Annotated in this window: 22 protein-coding genes and 2 riboswitches; of the genes, 13 read left to right on the top strand and 9 right to left on the bottom strand. The window is 63.0% G+C overall.

Annotated features, from left to right (window positions below; genetic code table 11):
- Positions 1–167: 167 nt before the first annotated feature.
- Entirely contained in the window at positions 168–812 is a 645-nt protein-coding gene (locus tag DU505_RS20355; protein ID WP_114480794.1) for a class I SAM-dependent methyltransferase, read from the bottom strand.
- 40 nt (positions 813–852) lie between these two features.
- On the opposite strand from DU505_RS20355, the gene DU505_RS20350 reads away from it, so the two are divergent.
- The 3 genes from DU505_RS20350 (at position 853) to DU505_RS20340 (ending at position 2,662) form a co-directional block, all read left to right on the top strand.
- A complete protein-coding gene (locus DU505_RS20350) occupies positions 853–1,245 on the top strand; it encodes a VOC family protein (protein ID WP_114480793.1) in 393 nt (130 codons plus the stop codon).
- A gap of 92 nt (positions 1,246–1,337) precedes the next feature.
- The gene (locus DU505_RS20345; protein WP_181872890.1) at positions 1,338–1,727 is read left to right on the top strand and encodes a DUF4870 family protein; all 390 of its coding nucleotides are present in this window, start codon (positions 1,338–1,340) and stop codon (positions 1,725–1,727) included.
- Between the two features lie 5 nt (positions 1,728–1,732).
- Entirely contained in the window at positions 1,733–2,662 is a 930-nt protein-coding gene (locus DU505_RS20340) for a lysophospholipid acyltransferase family protein (protein ID WP_114480792.1), read from the top strand.
- A 145-nt stretch (positions 2,663–2,807) separates the two neighbouring features.
- On the opposite strand, the gene DU505_RS20335 is transcribed toward DU505_RS20340, so the two are convergent.
- Positions 2,808–3,584, bottom strand: a complete 777-nt coding sequence (locus DU505_RS20335) for a hypothetical protein (protein ID WP_147273113.1) — start codon at positions 3,582–3,584, stop codon at positions 2,808–2,810.
- 352 nt (positions 3,585–3,936) lie between these two features.
- Positions 3,937–4,085, top strand: a riboswitch (TPP riboswitch).
- Positions 4,086–4,174: 89 nt separating this feature from the next.
- Between DU505_RS20335 and tenA the strand changes: the two genes are divergently transcribed.
- From tenA to DU505_RS20320, 3 genes are all read left to right on the top strand, one after another.
- Positions 4,175–4,843 (top strand): thiaminase II, encoded by a 669-nt coding sequence (gene tenA / locus DU505_RS20330; protein ID WP_114480790.1) that lies wholly within the window; start codon positions 4,175–4,177, stop codon positions 4,841–4,843.
- 314 nt (positions 4,844–5,157) lie between these two features.
- Positions 5,158–5,280: riboswitch (TPP riboswitch) on the top strand.
- Between the two features lie 84 nt (positions 5,281–5,364).
- Positions 5,365–7,254, top strand: a complete 1,890-nt coding sequence (gene thiC / locus DU505_RS20325; protein ID WP_114480789.1) for a phosphomethylpyrimidine synthase ThiC — start codon at positions 5,365–5,367, stop codon at positions 7,252–7,254.
- Positions 7,255–7,474: 220 nt separating this feature from the next.
- A complete protein-coding gene (locus tag DU505_RS20320; protein WP_181872889.1) occupies positions 7,475–8,725 on the top strand; it encodes a Card1-like endonuclease domain-containing protein in 1,251 nt (416 codons plus the stop codon).
- 125 nt (positions 8,726–8,850) lie between these two features.
- Here the strand turns inward: DU505_RS20320 and DU505_RS20315 are convergent, their stop codons facing one another.
- Both DU505_RS20315 and DU505_RS20310 read right to left on the bottom strand, forming a co-directional pair.
- A complete protein-coding gene (locus DU505_RS20315) occupies positions 8,851–9,351 on the bottom strand; it encodes a porin family protein (protein ID WP_114480787.1) in 501 nt (166 codons plus the stop codon).
- A gap of 107 nt (positions 9,352–9,458) precedes the next feature.
- Positions 9,459–10,391: an EamA family transporter gene (locus DU505_RS20310; RefSeq protein ID WP_114480786.1), complete on the bottom strand. Its 933-nt coding sequence runs from the start codon at positions 10,389–10,391 to the stop codon at positions 9,459–9,461.
- Between the two features lie 175 nt (positions 10,392–10,566).
- On the opposite strand from DU505_RS20310, the gene DU505_RS20305 reads away from it, so the two are divergent.
- Positions 10,567–11,751 carry an acetate/propionate family kinase gene (locus DU505_RS20305; RefSeq protein WP_114480785.1) on the top strand — a complete coding sequence of 395 codons (1,185 nt, stop codon included), beginning with the start codon at positions 10,567–10,569 and terminating at the stop codon, positions 11,749–11,751.
- Positions 11,748–13,928 (top strand): phosphate acetyltransferase, encoded by a 2,181-nt coding sequence (gene pta, locus DU505_RS20300; RefSeq protein ID WP_114480784.1) that lies wholly within the window; start codon positions 11,748–11,750, stop codon positions 13,926–13,928. Before DU505_RS20305 ends, pta begins: the two co-directional genes overlap by 4 nt.
- Here the strand turns inward: pta and thiO are convergent.
- A complete protein-coding gene (thiO, locus tag DU505_RS20295) occupies positions 13,925–15,079 on the bottom strand; it encodes a glycine oxidase ThiO (protein ID WP_114480814.1) in 1,155 nt (384 codons plus the stop codon). The two genes, pta and thiO, sit on opposite strands and share 4 nt — an antisense overlap.
- Before the next feature lie 390 nt (positions 15,080–15,469).
- Between thiO and DU505_RS20290 the strand changes: the two genes are divergently transcribed.
- Both DU505_RS20290 and DU505_RS20285 read left to right on the top strand, forming a co-directional pair.
- On the top strand, positions 15,470–16,072 hold the full coding sequence (locus DU505_RS20290; protein ID WP_114480783.1) for a class I SAM-dependent methyltransferase: 603 nt from the start codon (positions 15,470–15,472) through the stop codon (positions 16,070–16,072).
- 160 nt (positions 16,073–16,232) lie between these two features.
- Positions 16,233–17,357: an aminotransferase class V-fold PLP-dependent enzyme gene (locus DU505_RS20285; RefSeq protein WP_114480782.1), complete on the top strand. Its 1,125-nt coding sequence runs from the start codon at positions 16,233–16,235 to the stop codon at positions 17,355–17,357.
- Positions 17,358–17,452: 95 nt separating this feature from the next.
- Here DU505_RS20285 and DU505_RS20280 read toward each other — a convergent pair whose 3' ends face one another.
- The 3 genes from DU505_RS20280 to DU505_RS20270 form a co-directional block, all read right to left on the bottom strand.
- Positions 17,453–18,148 carry a CBS domain-containing protein gene (locus tag DU505_RS20280; protein WP_114480781.1) on the bottom strand — a complete coding sequence of 232 codons (696 nt, stop codon included), beginning with the start codon at positions 18,146–18,148 and terminating at the stop codon, positions 17,453–17,455.
- A 175-nt stretch (positions 18,149–18,323) separates the two neighbouring features.
- Complete coding sequence (locus DU505_RS20275) at positions 18,324–19,802, bottom strand: hypothetical protein (RefSeq protein WP_114480780.1); 1,479 nt, start codon at positions 19,800–19,802, stop codon at positions 18,324–18,326.
- Positions 19,803–19,961: 159 nt separating this feature from the next.
- On the bottom strand, positions 19,962–22,244 hold the full coding sequence (locus tag DU505_RS20270; protein WP_114480813.1) for a mechanosensitive ion channel family protein: 2,283 nt from the start codon (positions 22,242–22,244) through the stop codon (positions 19,962–19,964).
- Positions 22,245–22,449: 205 nt separating this feature from the next.
- On the opposite strand from DU505_RS20270, the gene DU505_RS20265 reads away from it, so the two are divergent.
- A complete protein-coding gene (locus DU505_RS20265; RefSeq protein WP_114480779.1) occupies positions 22,450–23,469 on the top strand; it encodes an amidoligase family protein in 1,020 nt (339 codons plus the stop codon).
- Positions 23,466–24,161, top strand: a complete 696-nt coding sequence (locus DU505_RS20260; RefSeq protein ID WP_114480778.1) for a gamma-glutamyl-gamma-aminobutyrate hydrolase family protein — start codon at positions 23,466–23,468, stop codon at positions 24,159–24,161. Before DU505_RS20265 ends, DU505_RS20260 begins: the two co-directional genes overlap by 4 nt.
- Before the next feature lie 70 nt (positions 24,162–24,231).
- On the opposite strand, the gene DU505_RS20255 is transcribed toward DU505_RS20260, so the two are convergent.
- Entirely contained in the window at positions 24,232–24,663 is a 432-nt protein-coding gene (locus DU505_RS20255) for an OsmC family protein (protein ID WP_114480777.1), read from the bottom strand.
- 167 nt (positions 24,664–24,830) lie between these two features.
- Between DU505_RS20255 and DU505_RS20250 the strand changes: the two genes are divergently transcribed.
- The gene (locus DU505_RS20250; RefSeq protein WP_114480776.1) at positions 24,831–25,721 is read left to right on the top strand and encodes an aldo/keto reductase; all 891 of its coding nucleotides are present in this window, start codon (positions 24,831–24,833) and stop codon (positions 25,719–25,721) included.
- Positions 25,722–25,733: the final 12 nt, after the last annotated feature.

The following is a 25,733-nucleotide window of genomic DNA, read 5'->3' as shown; positions in this document are numbered from 1 at the left end:
CCAGGCTTCTCACGCTATACAAGCGCCCGTGAGGTGGGATGACGCGGCGCAAATCATACGCCGCCGCCCCCATAAGTCAACGCCAAAGCAACACTTCCAGGCTTTCATAACAGCAACTTATCGAAAAACGACCGCTACCCACACTGACCGTTGGCTTTCGGTCTGCACTACCTTGGCCTGCGCTGCAACAGGGCCACATCGGCGGCCGGCAGCTCAAGGCGCATATCGAGATGACAGGCCAGCCACTCGAAGGTGGTGTCGCTGAAGAAAACCACATGGGTGGGGTCGAGAATGTAGTGCCAGCGGGTAAAGGCTTGCAGCGTAGTGACCCGCTTGGTCATCAGCCCCAGCCAGCCATCGGGCCTCAGCAGGCTGGCCAATCGCTCGAGCTCACGCCCCGGTTCGAAGAGATGCTCCGCCACTTCGGTGGCGGTCACGAAATCGTAGTGACACGCCAGGGCCGCGGGGTCGGGGGCATAGAAGGGATCGTAGATCGCCATGGGGTGTCCCGCCTCCTCGAACATGACCGAGAGGGTCGGGCCGGGGCCGGCACCGAAATCGAGTCCGCAGGCACCCGGTGCCAGCCGTTCGCGCAGCGGCGTATAAAGCCGTGACAGGAACTGCCGATAACCGGAGTCGTCGGGACTGTTCCGATGCTGATCGTAAACCGCTTTCTCCGCCGCGGGAGCAAGACGCTGGACGGGAGGCACGAAGACCAGCTCGCACCGTTCACACTGGTGGTAGTCGCGTCGGACATCGCGATGGTAGTGGCGCGTATCGCGAGATCCGCATAGCGGACAGGTCTGCATCATCGTATCCTCTGTGCCAGTACAACCTTTCAAGGAGATGTGAATGCTGTCAGGTCTGGACCACCTGGTCATCACCGTGACCGACATTTCCCGCGCCGTGGACTTCTATTCCCGAGTGCTGGGTCTGGAGGTGCGCTACCGCGACCGTGAGCGCGTCGACCTGATGCTCGGCGACGTCGCCCTGCGCCTGCACTGGACGGCCACCGACATCGAGCCCCGTGCCGCCACCCCAACACCGGGGAGTCTCGACCTGTGCCTGCGCAGCCTGCTGCCGCTGGACGAAGTGCAGCGACACCTGGAAGCGCTGGATGTCGAGGTGGAGCTGGGCCCGGTCGACCGTCAGGGCGCCACCGGCCCCATCGAGTCGCTCTATCTGCGCGACCCGGACGGCAATCTGCTGGAGATCAGCCGTCCGCTGAAGACGGCCAGCGAATAGCCGCTCCACTGGTATTGTTTCATCTGGCCGGTATCATTGGTGTTACTGGCCAAATCAGCAACATACCTCGCCATTCAATTGCTGGACGTGACATGACCGATAACCTGCATCCTGATGATAACCGTGACCAACGGGCCGTGACCGATCCGGGTTCTCCCGACACCACCATTCCCATCGTCATCTACGCGCTGTTTCTCGCCGGCATCATCAGCGGCGGGCTGACTCAGGTGGTCGGTGTGGTGATCGCCTATGTCTACCGCGGCAAGGGGCCTCACTGGCTCGACGAACATTATCGCTATCAGATCCGCACCTTCTGGATATCGCTGCTCTATTTTGCGGTCTCCGGCCTGCTGACGCTGATCATGATCGGTTTCGTCACCTGGCTACTGGCGGTGGTCTGGCTGGTGATTCGCTGCGCCAAAGGACTCAAGAACCTGCAGGAGAAGCGCGCGCCCGATAACGTGGACACCTGGCTGTTTTGACGCTCATGAGCGCATCACGATCCTATTCCAGCGTCATTCAGGCACGTCTCGCCACCACGCTGTGGCGCACCCTCGCCGGCCGCCGCCTCCCCGGCCTGTGGCGCCTTTCCCGGCTGGTCGGTCCGCTGGTGTATCGCCTCAGTCGGCGCGAACGCGACGTCACCGAGATCAATCTCGCCCAGGTCTATCCAGACCAGAGCGAGGCAGCACGTCGCGACCTGGCCCAGGAAAGCCTGACGCACTCCACCGCCACCATGCTGGAGCTGGGCTTCGCCTGGATGGCCCAGCCGGCCAGGGTCGAGGCCTCGATCATCGAAGTCCATGGTCGGGAGCTGCTCGACGAGGCCCGCGCCCAGGGCCGTGGCGTCATCGTGCTGGCGCCGCATTTCGGCAATTGGGAGGTACTCAACTTCTGGCTCTCCAGCCACTTTCCCTTCACCGCCATGTACGAGCCGCCCAAGGTCGAAGGGCTCGACCCCGTGACGCGTGAGGGCCGTGAGCGCATGGGTGCGACGCTGGTACCCACCAACCCACGCGGCGTGGCGGCACTGCTCAAGGCACTCAAGCGCTGCGAAGCCATAGGCATCCTGCCCGACCAGGAACCCAGTTGGGGCAGCGGCGTCTTCGCCCCCTTCTACGGCCGCCTGGCCTATACCGCCACCCTGCTGCCCAAGCTGGTGGCCCGCACCGACGCACGCGTTGTCACCGGCGTGGCGCGGCGCATTCCCGGCCGCGGCTTCGCCATCCACTTCCTGGCCGCCGACGAGCGGGTCTACTCTCCTGATGAAGAGCAATCGGCGACCGGTGTAAACGCTTGCGTCGAGGATGCCATCGCGCTGGACCCGGCCCAGTACCAGTGGGAGTACAAGCGCTACCGCAAGGTGATCGAGGAGCAGGAGGGGCATCCGGAGCATCGCTCCTTCCGGCTGTACTGAGAGCTGCTGTCTTACCGTACCTGTGGTGCACAAGCCGCGCGGATATCGAGATCTGCGCCGTAAAAGCTCCCAGCCTCGCGGGTGGCTATCCGGCAGCTGCGGAGGAATTTATGCATTCCCTTTTTCGCACAACCATTCTCCACCACTAATAACTCATCGAAATACCGTTCTTCACACAGTCCTTCATAATTCCACGCGTTGTAGCGGCAACGTCATTTGACATGAAAAGCTTCTTGCGCTCATTTTCAAGAAAGTCAGCCCCAAAGTCTTTCGTCAAGTGGATAGAAGCATAAGTAAGCCCATCAAAATCTTCTCTACTAAAATACCACCCACCTACATAGCCGCCTATTTCATAATACCGAGAAAAAGCCCACTCCATTTTTTTAGAAATCTCGTGCATTTCATCTTCGCACTCAGCTGGAATATAATAACTTATCGCCACCTCCCCCACATTAACCTGCAATCGCATAACTATAGACTCACCACTCTCACGAGATATATGATAATACGCATCAATTTGACCAGGGATATGATTGACCCGGATAGTAGTCTTGCTATTCCTCAATGCCTGTGCAATATCATTGCCATTTACCTTCTTGCTCTCCCACAGCTTAAACTCGCCTTCTGGAAAATCAATAAGCAAACAGGCTCTTGGGAAAGTTTCTAAAAAAAGTCGTTCTGCACGTTTCTGAAGATTTATCACATTCACATCTTTTTCAGAAAAAAACACCACAATTGCTATCACAATACCGGAGGCCGCCACTTGCCCAAGCGACATAGCGACCAATATCCAGTCTTGCCGATTTTCTTTTCCAAGAAAATAGACAGAAACCCCTATAGCACTTATAAGCGCAAAGGCAAGAACACTTAAAGCAACCACCTTGACCCAGCCGGGGGCATAAATAAAATTCTTACTTTCCATGCCTAAAACCCCTAATAAATATGCAACAAGACAATAAGGAATGAGATGACAAACAACCCCGCATCTCAAGGATTAACTATCGCCTACACATAACACCTATATACGAGAGTCATTATAGAATAATGGATGGCATGATTTTTTACAAAGCCATTAACCAGATAATGGCGGCCTTCACTGCCTGCTCCGTCAATTCCCACCAGCGCCCGAAGCGACTGGGGGATGATCTGCGGGGTAGACAACGGCATCGTCGGCGACAAGGTGGATCTGATTTTTGAGTTGGATGCGTTCAGGCAATAGACGGCCCCAGATATTCGCGGGCTGGCATCTGCCCCCTACCCTGCTAGACTGCCTGCAATGCTTGACGGGGTGCCGGTGATTCCGGCTGAGATGGCGCAGGGAGCCCAAGGGCGACCTCAGCGCCGATCCCGTGGAACCTGATCCGGGTGAGTAGGGCCGCTGGCCCCGCATGAACCGGCGTAGGGAATCAGGCGAAGGGGTTTGATGACACGTCTCTCTGCGCTCCCCTTCTCTCACGATCTCCCCTGCCCGACTTCAGCCTCGCTCCGGATCCTCGATCACCCGGAGGCTAGATGGGCTACCGCTTTACCGACCTCACCGCCGCCTGCCAGGACGACTGGCGCGCCTATATCGAGCACGACTTCGTGCGCAGCCTCGGCGCCGGCACCCTGGCCGAAGGCGCTTTCCGACACTACCTGCAGCAGGACTACCTGTTCCTGATCCACTTCGCCCGTGCCTATGCCCTGGCCGCCTACAAAAGCCGCACCCTGGCCGACCTGCGCCAGGCCCACGAAGGCTTGAAGGCCATCGTCGACGTGGAGCTGGGCCTGCACGTGGGCTACTGCCGCGAATGGGGAATCAGCGAGGAGGCGCTCGCCAGCCTGCCCGAGGCCCGGGCCACCCTAGCCTATACCCGCTATGTACTGGATACCGGCAATCGGGGCGACCTGCTCGACCTACACGTGGCCCTGGCGCCCTGCCTGATCGGCTACGGCGAGATCGCCAACTGGTTGAATGGCCGGCAGGACACCGTCCGCGGCGAGGCCAATCCCTATGACGCCTGGATCGCCATGTACGAAGGCGAGGAGTTCCAGAGCGCCATGCGCGCCGAGCTGGAGTGGCTCGATGCGCGACTGGCCGACGTCACCCCGGCACGCTTTCAGGAGCTGTCGGAGGTATTCCGCGATGCCACGCGACTGGAGATCGATTTCTGGCAAATGGGGCTGGACCGCGCGGACTAGCCCACTGCCATGCAAGACCGTTGCCGCTGCGACGACGTGAGGGGCGCCGGAGGCAGGTCTAAGAGGGGGTCCTATTCCAGGGGTGAGGCGGAATCAGAAGAACATCCAGTGAGTGTTCTTCCCGCCGAACGGGTTGGCCATGGATGGCCAACCCCGGCCTTGCAAGCGAAGCGGGATGCGAGAGCGCAGCAGGGAATCGGTAGCGCCCAGGGAGGGGTTCACAGCGCCCCTCGCAGACCTGTCACCGGATCAGCCCCGGGCTTGAGGCGCAAATGTAGCGGCGACGAACCTGCCCACCGATGATGGCGGGCACCACACGCTTGACGGGGTGCCGTTGAAAACGGCTGAGATCATGCAGCGCCAGCCGGCGTTGGAGCATGGATCCCGTTGAACCTGAACTGGCTAGGACCAGCGTAGGGATCAAGCGACACGCAGAGAGGCCAAGGCCGCTCTGCCCCTGTCCTCCCAGCTGTCCTCCCTGACAACGCACAACAGCCGCAATACCCTAGGGAGAACACTCCATGAGCAAGACCCAGCACTTCCTCGCCGATACCGCCATGGTCGACGAGGCCGCCATCCAGCCGCTGCCCGGCTCACGCAAGATCCATATCGAAGGCTCACGCCCCGACATTCGCGTGCCCTTCCGCGAGATCTCGCTGTCACCGACCAGGACCTCCGGAGAGGACGAAGAGAACCCGCCGCTGCTGGTCTACGACACCTCGGGGCCCTATACCGACCCCGAGATCAGCGTCGATCTGCGCCGTGGCCTGCCGGCGCTGCGTCGTACCTGGATCGAGGAGCGTGGCGACACCGAATTCCTCGATGGCCCCACCTCCGAGTACGGCAAGCGCCGGGCCAACGATCCCATGCTGGCCAAGCTGCGCTTCGACCTGAAGCGCACGCCACGGAGAGCCAAGGCAGGGAAAAACGTCACCCAACTGCACTATGCCCGCCAGGGAATCATCACCCCGGAGATGGAGTTCATCGCCATTCGCGAGAATCAGCGCCGGCAGGCGCTCGGCACCGCGGAAGTCGAGCGCATCCTCGGCCACCAACACCCGGGCCAGGGCTTCGGCGCACGCCTGCCGGAAGAGATCACCCCGGAATTCGTGCGTGCCGAAGTGGCCGCCGGGCGGGCGATCATCCCCTGCAATATCAACCACCCGGAGTCCGAGCCGATGATCATCGGTCGCAACTTCCTGGTGAAGATCAACGGCAACCTGGGCAACTCGGCGGTCACCTCCTCCATCGAGGAAGAAGTCGACAAGATGACCTGGGGCATCCGCTGGGGCTCGGATACCATCATGGACCTCTCCACCGGCCAGAACATCCACGAGACCCGCGAGTGGATCATCCGCAACGCCCCGGTGCCGATCGGCACCGTGCCGATCTACCAGGCCCTGGAGAAAGTCAACGGCGTGGCCGAGGACCTCACCTGGGAGGTGTTCCGCGACACCCTGATCGAGCAGGCCGAGCAGGGCGTGGACTACTTCACCATCCACGCTGGGGTGCTACTGCGCTACGTGCCGCTGACCGCCAAGCGTGTCACCGGTATCGTTTCCCGCGGCGGTTCCATCATGGCCAAGTGGTGCCTGTTCCACCACCGGGAGAGCTTCCTCTACACCCACTTCGAGGAGATCTGCGAGATCTGCAAGCAGTACGACGTGGCGTTCTCCCTGGGTGATGGCCTGCGTCCCGGCTCGGTGGCCGACGCCAACGACGAGGCCCAGATGGCCGAGCTCAAGACCCTGGGCGAGCTGACCCACATCGCCTGGAAACACGACGTCCAGGTGATGATCGAGGGCCCCGGCCACGTGCCCATGCATCTCGTGAAGGAGAACATGGACAAGCAGCTGGAGTACTGCGACGAAGCGCCCTTCTATACCCTCGGCCCGCTGGTCACCGACATCGCCCCGGGCTACGACCACATCACCTCCGGCATCGGCGCGGCGATGATCGGCTGGTTCGGCTGCGCCATGCTCTGCTACGTGACGCCCAAGGAGCACCTGGGACTGCCCAACAAGGACGACGTCAAGACCGGCATCATCACCTACAAGATCGCCGCCCACGCCGCCGACCTCGCCAAGGGGCACCCGGCCGCCCAGCGCCGCGACAACGCGCTGTCCAAGGCGCGCTTCGAATTCCGCTGGGAGGACCAGTTCAACCTCGGCCTGGACCCGGACACCGCCCGGGAGTACCACGACGAGACCCTGCCCAAGGACTCCGCCAAGGTGGCGCACTTCTGCTCCATGTGCGGGCCGAAGTTCTGCTCCATGAAGATCAGCCAGGAAGTGCGTGATTATGCGAATGAACACGGGCTGAACGGCGATCAGGAAGCGGTGATGCGCGGAATGGAAGAGCAGGCAGAGAAATTCAGGCAGGAGGGGGCCGAGCTCTACAAGGAGGTCTGATCTTTCTCGATGACAGGAAAACGTTGCACGCCGGCCAGTGCCCGGCGTGTTTTTTTTCATCCCATGGCGACAGCGAAGAAGGTGCGGATGTAGCCTGTAGCCATGACGGTGGCCGGTACCTGCTTATGCCACCCCCTCGTGCAAGGTACTGTCTGAAAAGTCGGCGAGCGCAGCCAGTTTTCGGACAATGCCTAGGACCCGGTGCAGAAGGACAAAGACCATGCCCCACCTGCATGTAGCGCTAGTGACAGAGCATCCCGAAGCCAGCCTGATCCCCCTGTTGCAGCTGCGACCCCAGCGGGTCGTACTGGTTGCCGGACGACAGCAGCAACAGACCGCCGAGCGGCTGCAGATCCTGCTGCAGCATGAGCTGTCCTCCCATACAGAGATCCATCGGTGGGACGAGATGCCGGAGCGCGACCCGCAACGCATCAGTGCGTTCGCCACCGGCCTGGCCCAATGGCTGTCTCGGCAACAGCGGGACACCCCAGAGCTCACAGTCACCTATGACCTGGCCGATAGCGACAAGCTCACCGCCCTGCTATTCCAGCAGGCCATGCGGCACTGCAAGGCCGACTGGCTCTATGTCGACAGCCGTGCCGGCGCGCTCTACCGTATGGGGCCGGGCCTGAACCCATCGACGCTGGAGGCCGTGGCCATCGAGCCCGTGCTTGATGTCGATACCTTCCTGCAGGCCAACGGCCGCAAGCGCATCAAGGCACTGTCCGACAACCCGGCCTGGCGTAGCGCCGCCGAGCGGCACAAGGCCCTGACCCGCTACCTTGGTCACCAGGCCGACAAGCTGGCGTGGCTGTTGAGCGAGCTCCATGAACGGATTCACGGTTCCCAAGGCGTACTCGGCATTGCCGACCCGGGCGAAGGCCCACGCCTCGACCCAGCCGCCCGCCAGCAGCGGCTGAGTCGTGCACCGCACTTCCCCTGCACCGACGCGCTGAACGAGTTGAATACCGCCGGCATGCTCGAGTGGTCGAGTGCCGACCCTCAGCGGGTGAGCTTTTCCTCCCTGGCGGGGGCCCTCTATCTCGGCGGTGGCTGGCTAACCGAATACGCCTGGCTCTGCGCCCAGGAAGTCGGGCTGCACCAGGCCTGCTGTGGGGCCCATGTACTCGATCTCAGCGGGCAGCACAACGGCGAACCCGTGGTCTCCGACTGCCTGGCCGTACACCACAACCAGCTGCTGTTCATCGAGTGCCTGACCACAGGACCCGGTCCCGATGCCTGCCTTCAACAAGGGCTCAAGCGGCTGCACGACATGCTCGACCACTCGGCCGGACTGGCCAGCACCCGCCTGCTGCTGGCCTGCGGCGAATTCGACCGCGCATGCCAGCACCTGACCGACCTGCAGCGCAGCCAGGGGCTAGAGGTGGCCGTCATTGAATGCGGCGAGCTGAAGCAGCTGCCCGTCTATCTTCGACACTGGATGGAGACCGGCCGCTGGCCACAGCCCTGAGCGTGTGGACAGCCCTGAGCTGGTAGACAGCCCTGAGCCCGTAAACCAAAACGCCCCCATCAGGCGACAGGGGCGAGAAAATGGCTGATGAATTCCGGGATCTGGCAGATGCCGATGCCGTCTGATCAGAAACGGAAGCGCACACCGACGCTTGCCGCATCGAAGGTGTGGTCTGACTTGTCCAGGTAGCGCATGTAGTCGGCGCCGACCGCCAGGTTTGGCGCCACGTCGAACTCGGCGCCGGCTCCATAGGAGAAGCCGCTCTCACGGTCCACGTCGAAATCCACTTCGGTCATGCCAACCATGCCGTAAAGCCGGAACTCCTGGGAAATGGGTGCAATACCCTTGGCGTAGGCACCCACCAGGTAGTCCAGCTCGACATCACCATCGGAACCGCCGGTACCGACGTGAGCCTCGGCGGCAAGGAATTCATTGAATTGGGCACCACCTCTGATGCGTAGCCCCGTCGAGTTGGCGGACGAAGCGCCATCCGGATCGAGATCCCAGAACATGGCATCGCCACCGACATATCCCTGAGGATACATCGGTGCCTGGTACTGGGCCTGTGCTGCGGTTGCGAAGGCGCCGGTGATCAATAGAACAGCGGGGATTGCTATCAGTTTCATGATGCACCTCCAATTAAAAAACAGCGTTTCCTTACACGCAGAGCTAGTCTGGTACAGCCATGGCAATCGCGCAAGTGAATTTACCGGCTGAAAAAGCTCCCCCCTTGTCAGGGGCGCCGCGAAAGACTCAACAGCACGATGCCCCCCAGCACGATACCCCCACCGATCAGTTGTATGCCGCTCAACATCTGCCCCAGCACCAGGTAGCCCAGCGCCAGCGAGGCCACTGGTTCGACGTTCATCACCGGTGCATTGCGGGCCATCTCCAGCCGCGGCACGCTGATGAAGAGCACCGAAAACGCCACGCTGTAGAGTACGGCCAGTGACACCAGCCCCGCCCAGCCGGTAGCGCTCGCCGGCAGCGCCATGCCACCGGGCACCAGGCTCATCGCACCGGCCAGCAGCATGGCGACAAGTACCGTCAGCATGGTAAGCAGGCTGCGCAGGGTGCTGCCCACCTCGGCAAGGCGATGCTCGGTGATCCACAGCGCAAAAGAAAAGGCAGTAGCGGCGCCGAGACCGAAGGCCACACCCGTCAGCCACTCCTCTCCCAGGGCCTGGGGCGAAGCCACCAGGGTCGGCACATCGAGTACCACCACCAGCCCCGCCAGAATCACGGCCATGATCAACGCCGCCCGCAGGGTCGGGCGCGGGCCTCCCAACGCCCAGGTCAGCAGCGCCAGCTGTATGGGAAAAGTGTTCATCAGCAGCAGCGCTACCACCACCGGTATGCGTGCCACCGCCGAGTAGAGGCAGAGGCTCTGTACCGCTACCATCAGCCCCGCCAGCAGCTGCCAGCGTCTTGCCCCCGCCGGCAACACCAGGCGCTTGCCCTGCGCCAGGAACAGGACGATGAGCACGGCCAGCGCGACGGCGGAGCGGACGAGTACGGCCAAAAGCAGCCCGGTACCCTCGTCGAAGGCCAGGCGAGCCGCCACATGATTGCCGGCAAACAGCGTGGCGACACCGGCCAGCAGCAAGACGGCAACATGGCGGGGCAGCAAAACGGGTACGGCCATCGCCGATGACGGTGACGACATGAGTGGTTTTCCAGTGTTTGAAGGGTGGCGGTCAGCATGCCAGCGTTTTCAACAGAAGCCCATTCTCCCCTGCTCATGCACAATGGGCGCGTCGAATGATAGCCTGCAAATCATTACATGGTAGACTAAGGTCTAACGTCTATGCTACCCCTAACTCATACCACCGGGAGAACCGATGAACTCTTCGGTACTGGTCATCAACTGTGGTTCGTCCTCGATCAAGTATGCGCTGATACCCGCCGCAGCGGACCAGCCGCGCCTCGCTGGCATTGCCGAACGCCTGGGCAGCAGCGACGCCTTCCTGAAGGGGGTCGATAGTCGCGGCGAGCGTTTCGAGAAGGCCCTGCCCAGCGCCGATCATACCCGGGCGCTAGAGGCCATCCTGGAGCATCTCGAGGGCCACCGGCCCACCGCCGTTGGCCATCGCATCGTTCATGGCGGCGAGCGCTTCACGCGGGCCGCACGGATCGATGATGAGGTGATAGCGGCCATCGAGGCCACCGCAGCCTTGGCCCCGCTGCACAACCCCGCCAATCTGGAAGGCGTGGCGGCCACATGCAAGCTGTTTCCCGATCTCCCGCAAGTGGCCGTGTTCGACACCGCCTTCCACCAGTCATTGCCGCCCCAAGCCTTCCGCTACGCCCTGCCGGAAGCACTCTATCGCGACCATGGGATCCGTCGCTACGGCTTCCACGGCACCAGTCACGCTTTCGTGAGCAAGCGTGCCGATGCCCTGAGCGGCATCGAGGGTGGCTGGCTGACCGCACACCTGGGTAATGGCTGCTCCACCTGCGCCGTCTGGGAGGGCCGCAGCCTCGACACCAGCATGGGCCTGACCCCGCTCGAAGGCTTGGTGATGGGCACCCGCAGCGGCGACGTGGATCCCGGCCTTCACGCCCATCTGGCACGCCAGCTCGGCTGGAGTCTGGAGCGCATCGATGAGGTCCTCAACCGCGGCAGCGGCCTGCTGGGACTCTCCGGGCTTACCAACGACATGCGCGAACTGGAAGTCGCCGCCAGCGAAGGGCACGAGAATGCCCGGCTGGCCATCGAGGTGTTCTGCTATCGCATTGCCAAGTCACTGGCTGCGCTCTCCTGCGCCCTGCCCCGCCTCGACGGCATTGTCTTTACCGGCGGCATCGGCGAGAACTCGCCGCTGGTCCGCGAAAAGGTCGTCAGCCATCTGCCCCACTTCGGCCTGGGCCTGGATCGTGCCGTCAACGCCCAGACGGTGCGTGGACGCGAAGGCCGCATCGACGGGGGGCATCCGGCGGCACCTCACCTCTGGGTCATCCCCACCGATGAAGAGGGCCGTATCGCCGAAGAAACCCGCCAGCTACTGGACGAGACCACCCCATGACACCACGCAATGCCCGCCCGCAACCCCAGGTCCTGCTGATGGTGCCGACCAGCGTGGGTGTCGGGCTGACATCGGCCAGCCTGGGCCTGATGCAGGCCCTCGACACCATCGGCCTCAAGGCCGGCTTCCTGAAGCCGTTTCGCCAGGACGAACTCAACGGCCCCGGGCCCGACCGTTCCACCGCCTTGGTCAGCAGTACCCTGGGGCTGGAGGCGCCGCCACCCATGCCCCAGGCCGAGATGGAGCGGCTGCTGCGCCAGGACCGGCTCGATGTACTCATGGAGCAGGTGATCGAACTGCATGACCAGGCCATCGAGCGCCAGGCGGGAACAGCACCGGAACTGATCGTGGTGGAAGGGGTGGTGCCGACGGCTCACGGCACCTACGCCACACAGCTCAACACCCACTTGGCCCATGCCCTCAATGCCCGCATCATCCTGGTGGGCAGCGGTGACACGGTCGAACCTCAGGCTCTGGCCGAGCAGCTGGACATGCATGCCCAGGCCTTTGGCGGCATCGGCTCCGCTCGCACCCTGGGCTGCATCCTCATGCGCATGCCCAACCCGCCCGGCAGCGAAGCGCCGCCCCTGCTCGCTCCCGGCGGCCGAATGCAGGTCGATGACCGCCTGATGGCCGAGCTGCGCCGTTATTCGCCAGCCCTGGCCACCGACCGCTTCCACCTGATCGGCGTGGTGCCCTATAACGCCGCCCTGATCGCCCCGCGGGTCGTCGACGTGGCCCGTGCCCTGAACGCGCGCTTCCTCAGTGAGGGCGACGCAGCCAACCGCCGGGTGCTCTCCACCAGCCTCTGCGCCCGTAGCGCCGCCAACGCCCTCCATGCCTTCCGTCCCGGCAACCTGATCGTCACCTCGGGCGATCGTGACGACATCGTGCTCGCCTCGGCGCTGGCCACCATGAACGGTGTGCCCATGGCCGGGGTCCTGCTGACCAACGGCTACATGCCCAACGACAACATGATCGAGATGTGCCGACCCGCCCTGAAGACCGGCATGCCCGTGCTGGCCGTGGATACCGACAGCTTCACCACGGCCAAGGACCTGGGGCGGATGGGCAATGACATTCCCATGGACGACCTGGAGCGTGCCGAGCAGGTGACGCGCTTCGTGGCCGAGCACATCGACCTGCAGTGGCTGAAGGACCACCTGAGCCGAGGCTATGCCAGCCGGCTCTCGCCCTCGGCCTTCCGCTACCAGCTGGTCAAGCTCGCCCAGCAGGCGGATCGACGCATCGTCCTGCCCGAAGGCAGCGAACCGCGCACCGTGGAAGCCGCCGCCATCTGCCAACAGCGAGGGATCGCACGCTGCGTGCTGCTGGCGCGTCGCGAGGAGGTCGAGGAGGTGGCGCGAAACCGCGGCATCGAGCTGCCGGAAGGGCTGGAGATCATCGACCCGGAATCGATACGGGCCCGCTACATCGCGCCCATGGTCGAACGGCGCGGCGGCAAGGTTAACGCGCTGACCGCCGAGGATCAGCTCCAGGACAACGTGGTGCTGGGCACCATGATGCTGCAGCTCGACGAGGTCGATGGCCTGGTTTCGGGCGCGATTCATACCACCGCCAATACCGTGCGTCCGGCCTTCCAGCTGATCAAGACCGCCACCGACTACCGCCAGGTATCGTCGATCTTCTTCATGCTGCTGCCCGAGCAGGTAGTGGTTTATGGCGACTGCGCGGTCAACCCCGACCCGGACGCCGAGGCGCTGGCCGAGATCGCCATCCAGAGCGCCCGCTCCGCCCAGGCCTTCGGTATCGAGCCCCGGGTCGCCATGATCAGCTACTCCACCGGCGAGTCGGGCAGCGGCGTCGACGTGGAGAAGGTCCGCGAGGCCACCCGGCTGGCACGCCAGCAGGCGCCGCACCTGCTGATCGACGGGCCGCTGCAGTACGACGCCGCCGCCATCGAGAGCGTCGGCCGCCAGAAGGCGCCCGATTCACCGGTGGCCGGGCGCGCCACGGTGTTCGTCTTCCCCGACCTCAACACCGGCAACACCACCTACAAGGCGGTGCAGCGCAGCGCCCGGGTGGTCAGCGTCGGCCCCATGCTTCAGGGCCTCAACAAGCCGGTGAACGACCTCTCCCGCGGCGCCCTGGTGGACGACATCGTCTATACCATCGCCCTCACGGCGATCCAGGCAGCGCAGCGGGTGAAACCCTAGAGCGAGAATGCCCGGCTCTCCTCCGTGTCACTACAGCCCCGCTCCCGGAGGCGCTTCGACGGCTGGTAGGGAGCGGGGTCGATCCGGGTGGGTCGACCCAACAGCTGGTCGACCAGCAATCGTGTCGCCGCCGGCGCCAGCACCAAACCGTTACGATAGTGCCCGGCGTTGACATGGAGCCGCTCGATGTCGGGCACCGCGCCGATGAACGGAATGCCATCCGGCGCCGCGGGCCGGAGCCCGGCCCAGTGGTGCTCGATCTCGCACTCGGCCAGTGCCGGCAACATGGCGATGGCGCTCTGTCGCAGCGACTCCCGCGCCGCCTCGGTGGGACGTTTGTCGAAATCCGCCTGCTCCAGGGTCGAGCCGACAAGCACACGTCCATCGGCTCGCGGAATCAGATAGCGTCCATCGGCCAGCACCACGCGCTCCAGCAGCTGCCTGCCACCGGGCATCGGCGGCGTGCGGAACAGCATCATCTGGCCCTTCACGGGCCGCACAGGTAGCGCGACCCCGATGCTACCCAGCAGGACCCCGCTCCAGGCACCACCGCACACAATCACCTGCCCTGCCGTGATACGCCCCAGGGAGGTATCCACCCCTGTGACACGCCCCTCTTCCATGCACAGTGCTTCGACCGATGCCCCCTCCTGCAGGGTAACGCCGGGCAACGACATGAGATGGGCTCGCAGTGCCTGACAGAGCCGTGGGTTGCGGACACTGCCCAGGGTCGGCATCCAAAGGCCGCTGGCCACGCCTGCCGCCAGCCAGGGCTCCTTGCGATAGATGAATGCCGCATCGACGGCCTCAAGCGGCTTGTTGGCACGTTTCGCCCACTCGAACGCCCTGTCGCCGTCGTCGACCCGCAGGTAGAGCAGCCCCTTCTGGCGATACTCGGCATCGATACCCGTCGCCTCCAACAGCTGTGCCGTCAGCGCGGCGTACTCGTCCTCGGCCTGCCGTGCCAGGTTGGAAACCGGCTCGCTGTAGCGCCAGGGATAGAGGGGCGAGACGATGCCTCCCCCGGCCCATGACGCCTCCTGCCCACACTTTCCTCGCTCCACCAGGGTGACGGTATGCCCGGCTGCAGCCAGCTGCCAGGCAGTCATCATGCCGATTACGCCCCCACCGATAATCAGAAAGTCTTTCACCATGGCCCCTTAAGTCGTGAAGCCGAGTACCAAACCAGCGGCCCGGCCGGCATCGCCATTCCACCTGCCGACATAGCTTACCTTGCCAGCTTCCCCGTCGTCTTCAGCACATGTGCTCCGAACGAGATACGCCCCAAACGCAATACGCCCCACGAAGGCGGGGCGCAGAGGGTAATGGAGCGGAAACTTCGCTGCGTCGTCACAACAGCTCCATGGGCATCACCTTTAAACGTAGGCGCTTTTTCAAGCGCCCATCTTGGACGAGTCACGCTGTCAAAATAGCCCAGCCGAGACGTGACGGACGAGGCAGCAGCACAAAGCGTCCTTTCCCACGTGCGTCCGCTAGCCTAGAGTGGAGTCATGTTACGCTGTAAATCAGGAGGCTAGCCCATGACGGCTCAAGACCGACCCTCGGTCATGGCAGGAACCGAGCGACGCGCTCAGCTCTCGCTATTCGCTCGCAACTTCTTCAAGCACCCCCGGATGCTGGGCTCCATCATACCCAGCTCGCCCTATCTGGTGAGGCGGCTGCTCGAGCCGGTCGACTGGGAGCGCGCTCGCGTCATCGTCGAGTATGGTCCCGGGGTCGGAACGATCACCAGGGAGATCCTGAGCCGCCTGCATCCGGAGGCGACACTGGTGGTCATAGAGACCAACGAGGAGTTCGTCGACTTCCTGCAGCGCTCCATACTCGATCCACGCCTGCAGATAATCAGCGGCTCCGCCGAGACGATTCAGGCCGAACTCGAACGACTCGGCCTGCCCGCTGCCGACTACGTGGTGGCGGGCATTCCTTTCAGCACCATGCCAGCGGAGATTCGCGAACGTATCCTCGAGGGCAGCCGGAAAGCGCTGCTGCCGGAGGGCGCCATGCTGGTCTACCAGTTTTCACCCAAGGTCCTGCCCGACCTGCGTCAGGTCTTTTCCGCCGTGGAATGCGGCTTCGAACCCATCAACATCCCCCCGGCGAAAGTCTATTTCTGCCGCCCCTGAGCCGCCCTCACACCGGGGCGGCATGCGAATGCACGTCCCGGCCAGGCATCCCCCACCTATCCACGACGGTTCACCCCAGGCACCGAAACTGGTTCAGGAAGTTCAATGGGAATATCCTCTAGGGATTGCCTACCCCCGAACTGTACACAGGGAGAAAGAAATGCCCGGCCTGCTGCCCGATGTCGACCCCGATGGCCTGCTCGAATACTCGGTGGTCTATACCGACCGTTCACTGAATCATATGTCCCAGCGCTTTCAGGGCGTGATGCGGGACATTTCCACTACCCTCAAGCAGGTCTACCAGGCGCATAGTGCCGTGATCGTGCCCGGCAGCGGCACCTTCGGCATGGAGGCCGCGGCACGACAGTTCGCCACCGGCAAACACTGCCTGGTGATCCGCAACGGCCAGTTCAGCTACCGCTGGTCACAAATCCTCGAAATGGGCGCCATTCCGGATTCCACCACGGTACTCAAGGCACGTCGAATCGACCCGGCCGATCCACAGTCGCCCTTTGCCCCGGCGCCTATCGAGGAGGTCGAACGCACCATCCAGGAAGAGCGCCCTGCCGTCGTCTTCGCCCCCCATGTCGAGACCTCCGCCGGCATCCTGCTGCCCGATGACTATCTCAAGCGCATCGCAGCCGCCGTGCATGCGGTGGGAGGGCTCTTCGTCCTCGACTGCATCGCCTCCGGCACGCTCTGGGTGGATATGCGCGAGATCGGCGTCGACGTGCTGCTGAGCGCGCCGCAGAAGGGATGGAGCGGCCTGCCCTGCTGTGGCATGGTCATGCTCTCCGAGCTGGCCCGAGAGCGGATCGAGGAGACCACCAGCACCAGTTTTGCCTGTGACCTGCGCAAGTGGCTCACCATCATGGAGACCTACGAAAACGGCGGCCACGCCTACCATGCCACCATGCCCACCGATGGCCTCGCCCGACTGCGCGACATCATGGAGGAGACGGCCGCCTACGGTTTCGACAGGGTACGCGAGGAGCAATGGGCGCTGGGCGAGGGTGTACGCTCGCTGATGGCCAATTACGGTTACCGCAGCGTGGCGGCTGCCGGGTTCGAAGCGCCCGGTGTCGTGGTCTGCTACACCCGTGATCCGGGTATCGCCGGCAAGTTTGCCGGCGCCGGCATCCAGGTGGCGGGTGGGGTACCGCTGATGTGCGACGAAGGTGAGGGCTATCAAGCCTTTCGCATCGGCCTGTTCGGCCTGGACAAACTGCACCATCTCGAACGCAGCCTGGCCAATCTGGAAGCCGCCCTCAGGCAGGTCGACTAACGGAAACAGGTGACGATGAATTGAATGGATGAATCGAACGGGGCGGCCATGAGGCCGCCCCATTCGTTCATGGCGCTTGTCGGTCGCCCGTCTGGTCAGTAGCCGCCAATTCCCCGAGGTATCATGCCCAGGTTGTTCTCCACCGCCTTCACCCCTTTCATGTTCTCGGCAGCCACCTGTACCGCCATCTTCTCTTCCTGACTCTCGACCAGCCCCCAGAGCTGCACTTCGCCATCGGTCACGATGACGTTGATGCGGTCGACCCAGACGCCGGTACGGTCCTCGATTTCCTTGAGAATGGCATCGCGGATCTCCCGGTCATCCGCCGTAACAGGGGGCTCTCCCTCGCTGGTGGTGGTGGAAAAACCACGCAACAGGTTGGCGCGGCTGACGATACCGACGAGGCGACCGTCGCGCACGACAGGTACCCGCTTGATATGGTGACGCTCCAGCAGCTTGGCGATACGTTGCAGCGACTCGTCTTCGCTGACGGTGACAGGCTTGGGAGTCATGATTTCATGTGCCTTGCGCGCATGGGACTTGATGTATTCGCTGGCGTTATTGGCACCGGAGAAAATCGACTTCAACCACCAGGACTTGCGCCGCTCAGTGCCATTCTCGACCCGTCGCATCAGGTCGCCCTCACTGACGATGCCCAGTACCTTCTGGCTTGCGTCCACCACCGGCAGGGCGCTGATGTTGTTGTCGAGCAACAGCTGTGCGATTTCCCGAACGTCGGCGTCGGGCGATACGGTAATGACCTTGGTAGTCATGACATCAACGGCTTGCATGGCGACATCTCCGAACAAGGAAAACGGGAAGGCATAGGTTTGAATCTAGTCTGACACGGAGGCTCTCACAAACCGTACCCTGGCAGTTACATTAGCAGAGAGGAGGATTCACCACTTGATGTGAGGCAAATATTACCCTGCAAGCCAACCTCATCATGGTGATGCCTTATTCGCCCTAGCCCTCTCCCTCTACTCCCCCTTCCTGATGGACCTGCTCGACATCGACGATCCGGGAACGGCTCATGACGATCTTCCAGCGTTGAATGACCGGCCGCGCATTGATGCCCTCTTCCCGAATGACCAGGTTGAGCAGGTGACGCTTCTCCACCGACTCATGGGTCACCTGCCCATCCTTGAGGCGATAGACATGGTGCTCGCCCTTGTCCATCAGGCGCGCCAGAAGCGACAGGTCCAGCGACAGTGTCTCGCGGGTCTTCTCGTAGCCGCTGAGAAAACGGGTGGGCGACATTCGTGAACTCGATCGATAGTGGAGCACCACCTCCTCTCGCTGTGCCACATTGCGCTTGCGCACCCTTTGGATATCGTCATCGAGCTTGCCGAATCGCTTGTAGTCGAACCATTCGAGCTGGCGGCCCACCAGCGCCCCGCTGGTGGCATCCAGGTATTGGCGTCGCCACTTCGGGCGACCCTTGCGCAACCAGCGCCACAGCGTATTGCGAAGGTCGTCCTTGAACACCTCGCGCATGGCATAGAGAACGGCTATTACCAGCACCAACAGGGCCGTGATGTCGCCCAAGGTGGCGCGGGCCTGGAGCAGCCCCAGCGTCACGAAGATCATGACCACCGCCGTGGCCAGTCCCTTGACCGCCTTCTGCTCGCCACCGCCCAGTTCCTGGCTCTGCTGCTTCAGCGTTACAGGGTATTCGATCAGCCGCCGCAGCAGCCGCATCTTGTTGGACATCCGGGTGGGATCCTGGGTGACTCGTCGGGAGTTGTACTCCTCCTGCTCGCGGTAGTCGCTCTCGGTGGTGCAGATCGCCAGCAGCCGCTTGCGAATCGAACGAAAGCCCTTGCCCCGAGGCAGGTTTGCTACCAGCGCCAGCAGCTGCTGCTCGGTGAACCAGGAAAGGTAGTTGTCGATATTCGCGTAATACTTGTGAAGCTTCTCGTCGCCGGGCTGGTTGCGACGCAGCCTGCGAAGTATGCCCTGCGCCAGCTCGCACAGTTCCTCGAGCTGCTCACTCAGGCGCACCGCCGGGGACATCGTCTCCTCGGATCGCTCGTTTTCTGCCGTGGGCGAGTCTTCTTCTGCGCTTGACTCATCCCGAGTGTCCTGGCGCTGCGCCTCCTCCTTCACTTGTCGGGCGGTGTCCAGCAGGGTCTGGGTCGAGCGCTCCAGGGCGATGACGTACTGGTAGGCGTAGAGACTGAGGCTCAGCCGGTACTGGTCACTGGTCAGCTTGCCTCGGCTTGCCAGGCGGCTGAGCACCAGCGGCAGGTGGTGCTTGTCGCTGTAATAGGTGCGCTTGCTGTGAATGGCGCTGTGGTAGAAGGCGTCCTCCGAAATGACGTGATCATTCAGTCCCAGCTCGCCGGGCACGAACAGGAAAACGTCCACTCGGTGCGAGGTTTCCTCCTGCAGTACGCGGGAAATCTTGAGATGAAAGCTATCCTTGCGCTCGACGGTAATCACGTCGTCGCTGCTCCTGGTCCAGGGGGCGATGGAGACCGTATCTGGTTTCGATGGTGGCCGACGCTGATTTCATAGTACGGCGGAACACTACATCCTTACCATGGCTCCACCCAACGCCCTGCGCTGACGACACGCCCGTCAGTCAACGCAGGGTCGCCGTCATTCGGGTGAGGCCCGCTGCGGATTGGTGTCGCCCTGCGGGTCGGCGATGCCCGCCTCGCCGGGCTCACGCCCCTTGGCATCACGGAAGCGTCCCTGCTGGCCTTCGCTGTTCGACCCTGCCCTGATGGCCATGTCATCGTCGGGCAGCCCCTCCATGCTGATACTAAGCCTCGGCATGCCCAGATCGATCTCCTGAGCTTCCATACGCTGCTTGAGCAGCAGGTTGAAGGCGCGCATCACGTCCCACTGCATCTCCGGGGCGGTGCGAAAACGCATGCGCAGGATCGGGCAGCCATCCTCGAACGCCTGGATGCCCTGCATCTCCAGCGGCGACCAGATATGGTGGCGCATCATCGGGTCCTGGCGCAGCTCCAGTGCCGTCTCGTGCATCAGGGTGATAGCGTCATCGATCTTCATGGTGTGGGGAATGCGCAACCGCATCAGGGCAATACCGAACTGCCGCGACATGTTGTGGATAGATTCGATACGGCTGAAGGTGATGATATGTACCACCGCGTCCAGGTCGCGCAGCCGCACGGTGCGCAGGGTCAGGCCCTCGACGGTCCCGATGTGGCCGTTGATCTGGACGAAGTCGTCCACCGCCAGTGAATCCTCGATGATGATGAAGATGCCGGTAATCAGGTCCTGCACCAGCGTCTGGGCACCGAAGCCCACCGCCAGGCCGATCACGCCGGCACCGGCCAGCAGCGGTGTGACGTTCACCCCCAGATTGGCCAGCCCCACGATACTGGTAATGATCACGATAGTCGCGAAGATCACGTTGCGGATCATCGGCGTGATGGTCTGGGCCCGTGCCTGGTTGACCCGGCGGCCACGGGAGCGTCCCGAGGTGATCAGCGCCCGCTGGATCGCGGTATCGGCAAAGATCCACACCAGCCACGCCAGCAGCACGGTGAAACCCAGTGCCAGCAGTGCCTGGCCAATGCGCATACCGGCGACTCCCTCCCGGCCCAGGCCAAAGAGCGAGCCACCCCACACCTGCAGCGAGAGTTCAGCAAAGACAATCCAGGCGACCACATGCGAGAGCGCGTAGCCAAAACGTTCGAGTCGACGCCGATACTCGCTGATGCGCCGCCGCTTGGTGCGCCGCTCGGTGTGGCGCTGGATCAAACCGGTGACCACCAGCGTCAACACCAGCAGGCCGGCAGAGACGATCGAGCGAGCCAGAGCCGTGCCGACATCACCTACGGTAATGAAGATCGCCAGCAGCGAACCCGCCACGATCAGCAACGCCGGTACATGCCACAACCCACCGACGATACGCGCCAGCTCCATGATGCTCCCGCCGTCACGGCGCACACCCCAGGAGCGGTTGCGGATCAGGTGCTTGATCGGTCGCTTGAATCGGAGAATGAAGCGAATACTGAGAATGGCGGCGAGCATATTGGCCAGCACCGAGCCCAGTGCCGCCAGTTCATCCCCTACCATCTGTGACAGCCGTTCCGAATTGAGCGCATCGCCAAGGGCGATCAGTGCACCGATCACGAACAGCATGCGCAGGGCGCGCTGCTGCAGGATCAGCACCGCAGTGAAACGATGGCCTCGGGTAAAGACCGATACCACGCTCTCCACGATCACCGACAGGGTGCGACCGCACAGCGCCAGGTAGGCGACGATCAACGCCAGGGTTCGGCCGGGACTGGGCGGCAACACTTGGGCCAGGCCCATGATCAGCACGAAAGCGAGCGCCCAGGGCAGCATGCGGCGCAGGAAATGCAGCGCCAGCAGCCAGCCACGCGGTTCCCGCGGCAAGTCGAGGGGTAGCCCTCGCCTCACGAACAGCAGCCTGCCCAGGGCGATCAGGATGACCAGCAGCCCCACCCAGATCGCAATCAGCACGGCACTCTCGATCATGAATCGTGCAGTCTCGGCGCTGCCGGTCTCGACCATCAAGTCACTGAGGTCACCCCAGCCCTGCTCCAGCTGACGCCGCCAGTCGTCGATCGGCGACTCGCCGGCCTCGGCCTGTTCGCCCAGTTCGCTGAACGTCTCCGCCAATGCCCCGAGCAGCCCCTGGCGCTGCCCGCCCCCCTCCTCGGCCCGCTCTGCATGCACCTGTTGGAGTTCGCGCAGGTTCTCGAGCAGCGCCTCGCGCTGCTGGGCATCCTCAAGTGTGCCGATCACCTCGTCCAGCGACTGCTGGAACGCCTCGGGGTCGTGGGCTGCGTCCTCTTCGCCTGTCCCCAGTCCGCCAAGCGGCAAGGACTGAGCACTCAGCGGTGTACTGAGGAGAAGCAACAGGACGGCAAAGGCAACCATGAACGGCAACCAGTTCCCGCTGCTGGTACCTCGCCTGACATCCGTCACTGCCTGAAAGAAACCACCTGGCATTACATCATCACTCCTTGTCCATGTTAGCTGCCTCGCTCTGTGACAGTGGCCGCCCAGCACCGATTCCTCCGAGCCAGCCCAGCACTATGCTAGGCTGGCCGCCAAGAACGCGCGACTCGCACAGGATGCCTCCATGCTGCCTCAATCACCACCTGCACCGCTGAGCTATCAAGGTAGTACTCGACGTGTGGGTGTCGAAATCGAATTTGCCGGCCTGCCTCCACAGGGGACCGCAGAGCTGGTGCACAACCTCTTTGGCGGCGAGATCAGTGTGGTGAGCCCCCATCGTTTCAAGGTGGAAGGAACACGCTGGGGGACCTTCGTCATCGAACTCGATACGCAGTATGCGCACCCCGATGCGAAGCTGCTCGAGGAGGTGCCACGCAAGGAGAGCGAATGGGAGCGCCAACGTCATCAGATGCGTGTGGATTTCCATAACCGGACGCGTCAACTGATCGGCGATGTCGTCACCGGCCTGGTGCCGACCGAAATCGTCTGTCCGCCGGTGCCCTGGGATGAGCTCGGTGAATTGGACGCTCTCTTCACGGCGCTCTACAGCCAGGGTGCCAAGGGCACCGATGCCAGCCTGCTCTACGGCTTCGGCCTGCACCTCAACCCCGAGGTGGCCAGCCTCGACGTCGCTGACATTCTCAGGCAACTGCGCGCCTATCTGCTGATGGCGGAGTGGCTGCGCCGGGAGATCGATATCGATATCACCCGCGAGGTGCTGCCCCACGCCAACCCCTTTCCCAAACCCTACGCCCTCAAGGTGCTGGCGCCCGACTATGCCCCGGATCTCGATGGTCTGATTGCCGACTATATCGAGCTCAACCCGACCCGCAACCGGGAGCTGGACCTCTACCCCCTGTTCGCCTTTCTCCGGCCGGATTACCCGCACGAACTATTCCACGACAAGCTGGTGAAGGCGCGCCCAACCTTTCACTACCGCCTGCCCAATGCTCAGCTGTCACAGCTCGGCTGGGGAGCCGTCGTGGAGTGGAACCGGTGGGTGGAAGTCGAGCGCCTCGCGGCCGATAACGAAGCACTCACCAAGCAGGCAGCCACCTATGTCACTTATCACACACGGCCGCGCCTGATCCGCTGGGTCGGAAAGCTGCGCGACTGGATTCGGGAGGCTCGCACACCCTCATGAGCCGCCCCCTCATCGGAATCACGACCTCTGATTACAAGAGCCGAATCGCCTGGTGGTTCGACTGGTTCGCCGTATGGCGCCACGGCGGCCGCCCACTGCGGCTCTCCCCTTCGCGCCCGTTGCCGGCCTACCTCGACGGCCTGATCATCGGCGGTGGCGACGATATCCAGGCCCACCTCTACGGCGGCGAGGTCCAACTCGATGTCCGGGTGGATCCCCAGCGGGACGAACTGGAACTGGAGCTCATCGAGCGCTTCGTGCCCGAGGGCAAGCCGGTATTGGGTATCTGTCGCGGTGCCCAACTGCTCAATGTCCACCTGGGTGGCACCCTCGACCCGGACATCTATACCACCCATGAAGGGCTGAAACGGCGTCGAACCGTACTGCCTCGAAAGACAGTGGATATCGTCGCCGACAGCCAGCTGCATCGTATCCTCAAGGTTACCTGGTGCCGCATCAACAGCCTTCACCACCAGGCCGTCCAGCAGACCGGGCCGGGCATCGAAATCGTGGCCCGCGACCGGGACGGCCTGGTCCAGGGCATCGAATCCCGGGAGCACGAGTTCCTGATCGGTGTGCAGTGGCATCCGGAGTGGCTGATCTTCAATCGCCCCCAGCAGCGGCTCATCAATGCCCTGGTCGAAGCGTCCCGTCGCGGCATGGCCACTGAGTGCTCAGCGAACGCCGAATGACTGTCGAATGCCCCGAACGACAGCGGCCACCCCAAGGTGGCCGCTGGCAGTCGTCATTGTCAGGGAGGTGTCAATTTTCCAGCTTGGCATCCAACGTGATTTCGGCATTCAGCAGCTTGGAGACCGGGCAGCCCACCTTGGCCTTGTCGGCGGCTTCCTGAAAAGCGGCCTGGTCGGCGCCCGGGCTACGCACCCGTGTCTTGAGATGCACGGCGCTGATGCTGAACCCGCCATCGTCCTGGCTCAGCGTGACCGTCGCTTCGGTCTCGATCTTCTCGGGTTCGAGGCCTGCCTCCCCCATGATCATCGACAGCGCCATGGAGTAGCAGCTGGCGTGGGCCGCGCCGACCAGCTCTTCCGGATTGGACCCCGGCTTGCCCTCGAAGCGCTGACCGAAATTGTAGGACACCTCCTTGAGCGCACCGCTCTCGGTCGAAACCTGACCGCGTCCCTCTTTCAGACTACCCTGCCAGACAGCGCTAGCGGATTTCTTCATGCTCATGTCGACTCCTTGCGATGATGGGAACTGGTCAATATGGAATGGCGAGAACGGCAGAGCTTGCCGCCACCATCCCTCACCATAGCGCATGGGCTTGTCTTCGCCATTTCTTTTAGGCAATTATATGGAAATATTTTTCATTAACTTTCAGCCAAGAGCGCCTCACTGCCATGACACACCCTAACACTCCCCGTGTCACCTTGCCCGCCACGGCACACGAAACCGCCATCGAGCTGCCGGTCATCGGCCTGGGAACCTGGTATATGGGCGAAGGGCTGGCCCCACGCCGCGACGAGGTCCGTGCCCTGCAGCAAGGCCTCGATCTCGGCATGACGGTGATCGATACCGCCGAGATGTATGCCGACGGAGGCGCCGAGGAGGTCGTCGGCGAGGCATTGACCGGGCGTCGCACCCAGGCCTTCCTGGTCTCCAAGGTCTACCCCTGGAACGCCGGTCGCCAAAGCGCCATCGACGCCTGCGAACGCAGCCTTTCCCGCCTGGGCACCGACCATCTCGACCTCTACCTGCTGCACTGGCCGGGCAGCATACCCCTGGAGGAGACCCTGGAGGCCTTCGAGCGACTGCGCGAGCAGGGCAAGATTCGCCGCTTCGGCGTCTCCAACTTCGACGTCGATGAACTCGATGCGCTCCATGCCCTACCCGGCGGCGGTGACTGCGCGGTCAACCAGGTGCTCTACCACCTCGGCTCCCGGGGCATCGAGACGGCGCTGCGACCCTGGGCACGCCGTCACGACCTGCCGCTGATGGCGTACTGCCCGCTGGCCCAGGCCGGCCAGTTGCGCCACGACCTGTTCGGTCATCCTGTGGTCCGCGAGCTTGCCGACGGGCTGGGCATCACCCCCGCCCAGCTGCTGCTGGCCTGGGTCACCCGTCCGATCGAGGGGCGTCGCGACGTCATCGCCATTCCCAAGGCGGTGCAGCCGGCGCATGTCGCAGACAATGCCGCGGCGCTGGCGATCGAGCTCGATGACGAAACCGTGGCGCGGCTCGACGACGCCTGTCCGGCGCCGACGCGCAAGGTGCCGCTGGATATCGTCTAGGCACAGTTACTG

The organism is Billgrantia montanilacus, from assembly GCF_003336675.1.
In the GTDB taxonomy this organism is placed as follows: Bacteria; Pseudomonadota; Gammaproteobacteria; order Pseudomonadales; family Halomonadaceae; genus Halomonas; species Halomonas montanilacus.
Note: the sequence above shows the minus strand (reverse complement) of the source record. Positions and strands in the feature narration are given on the sequence as shown.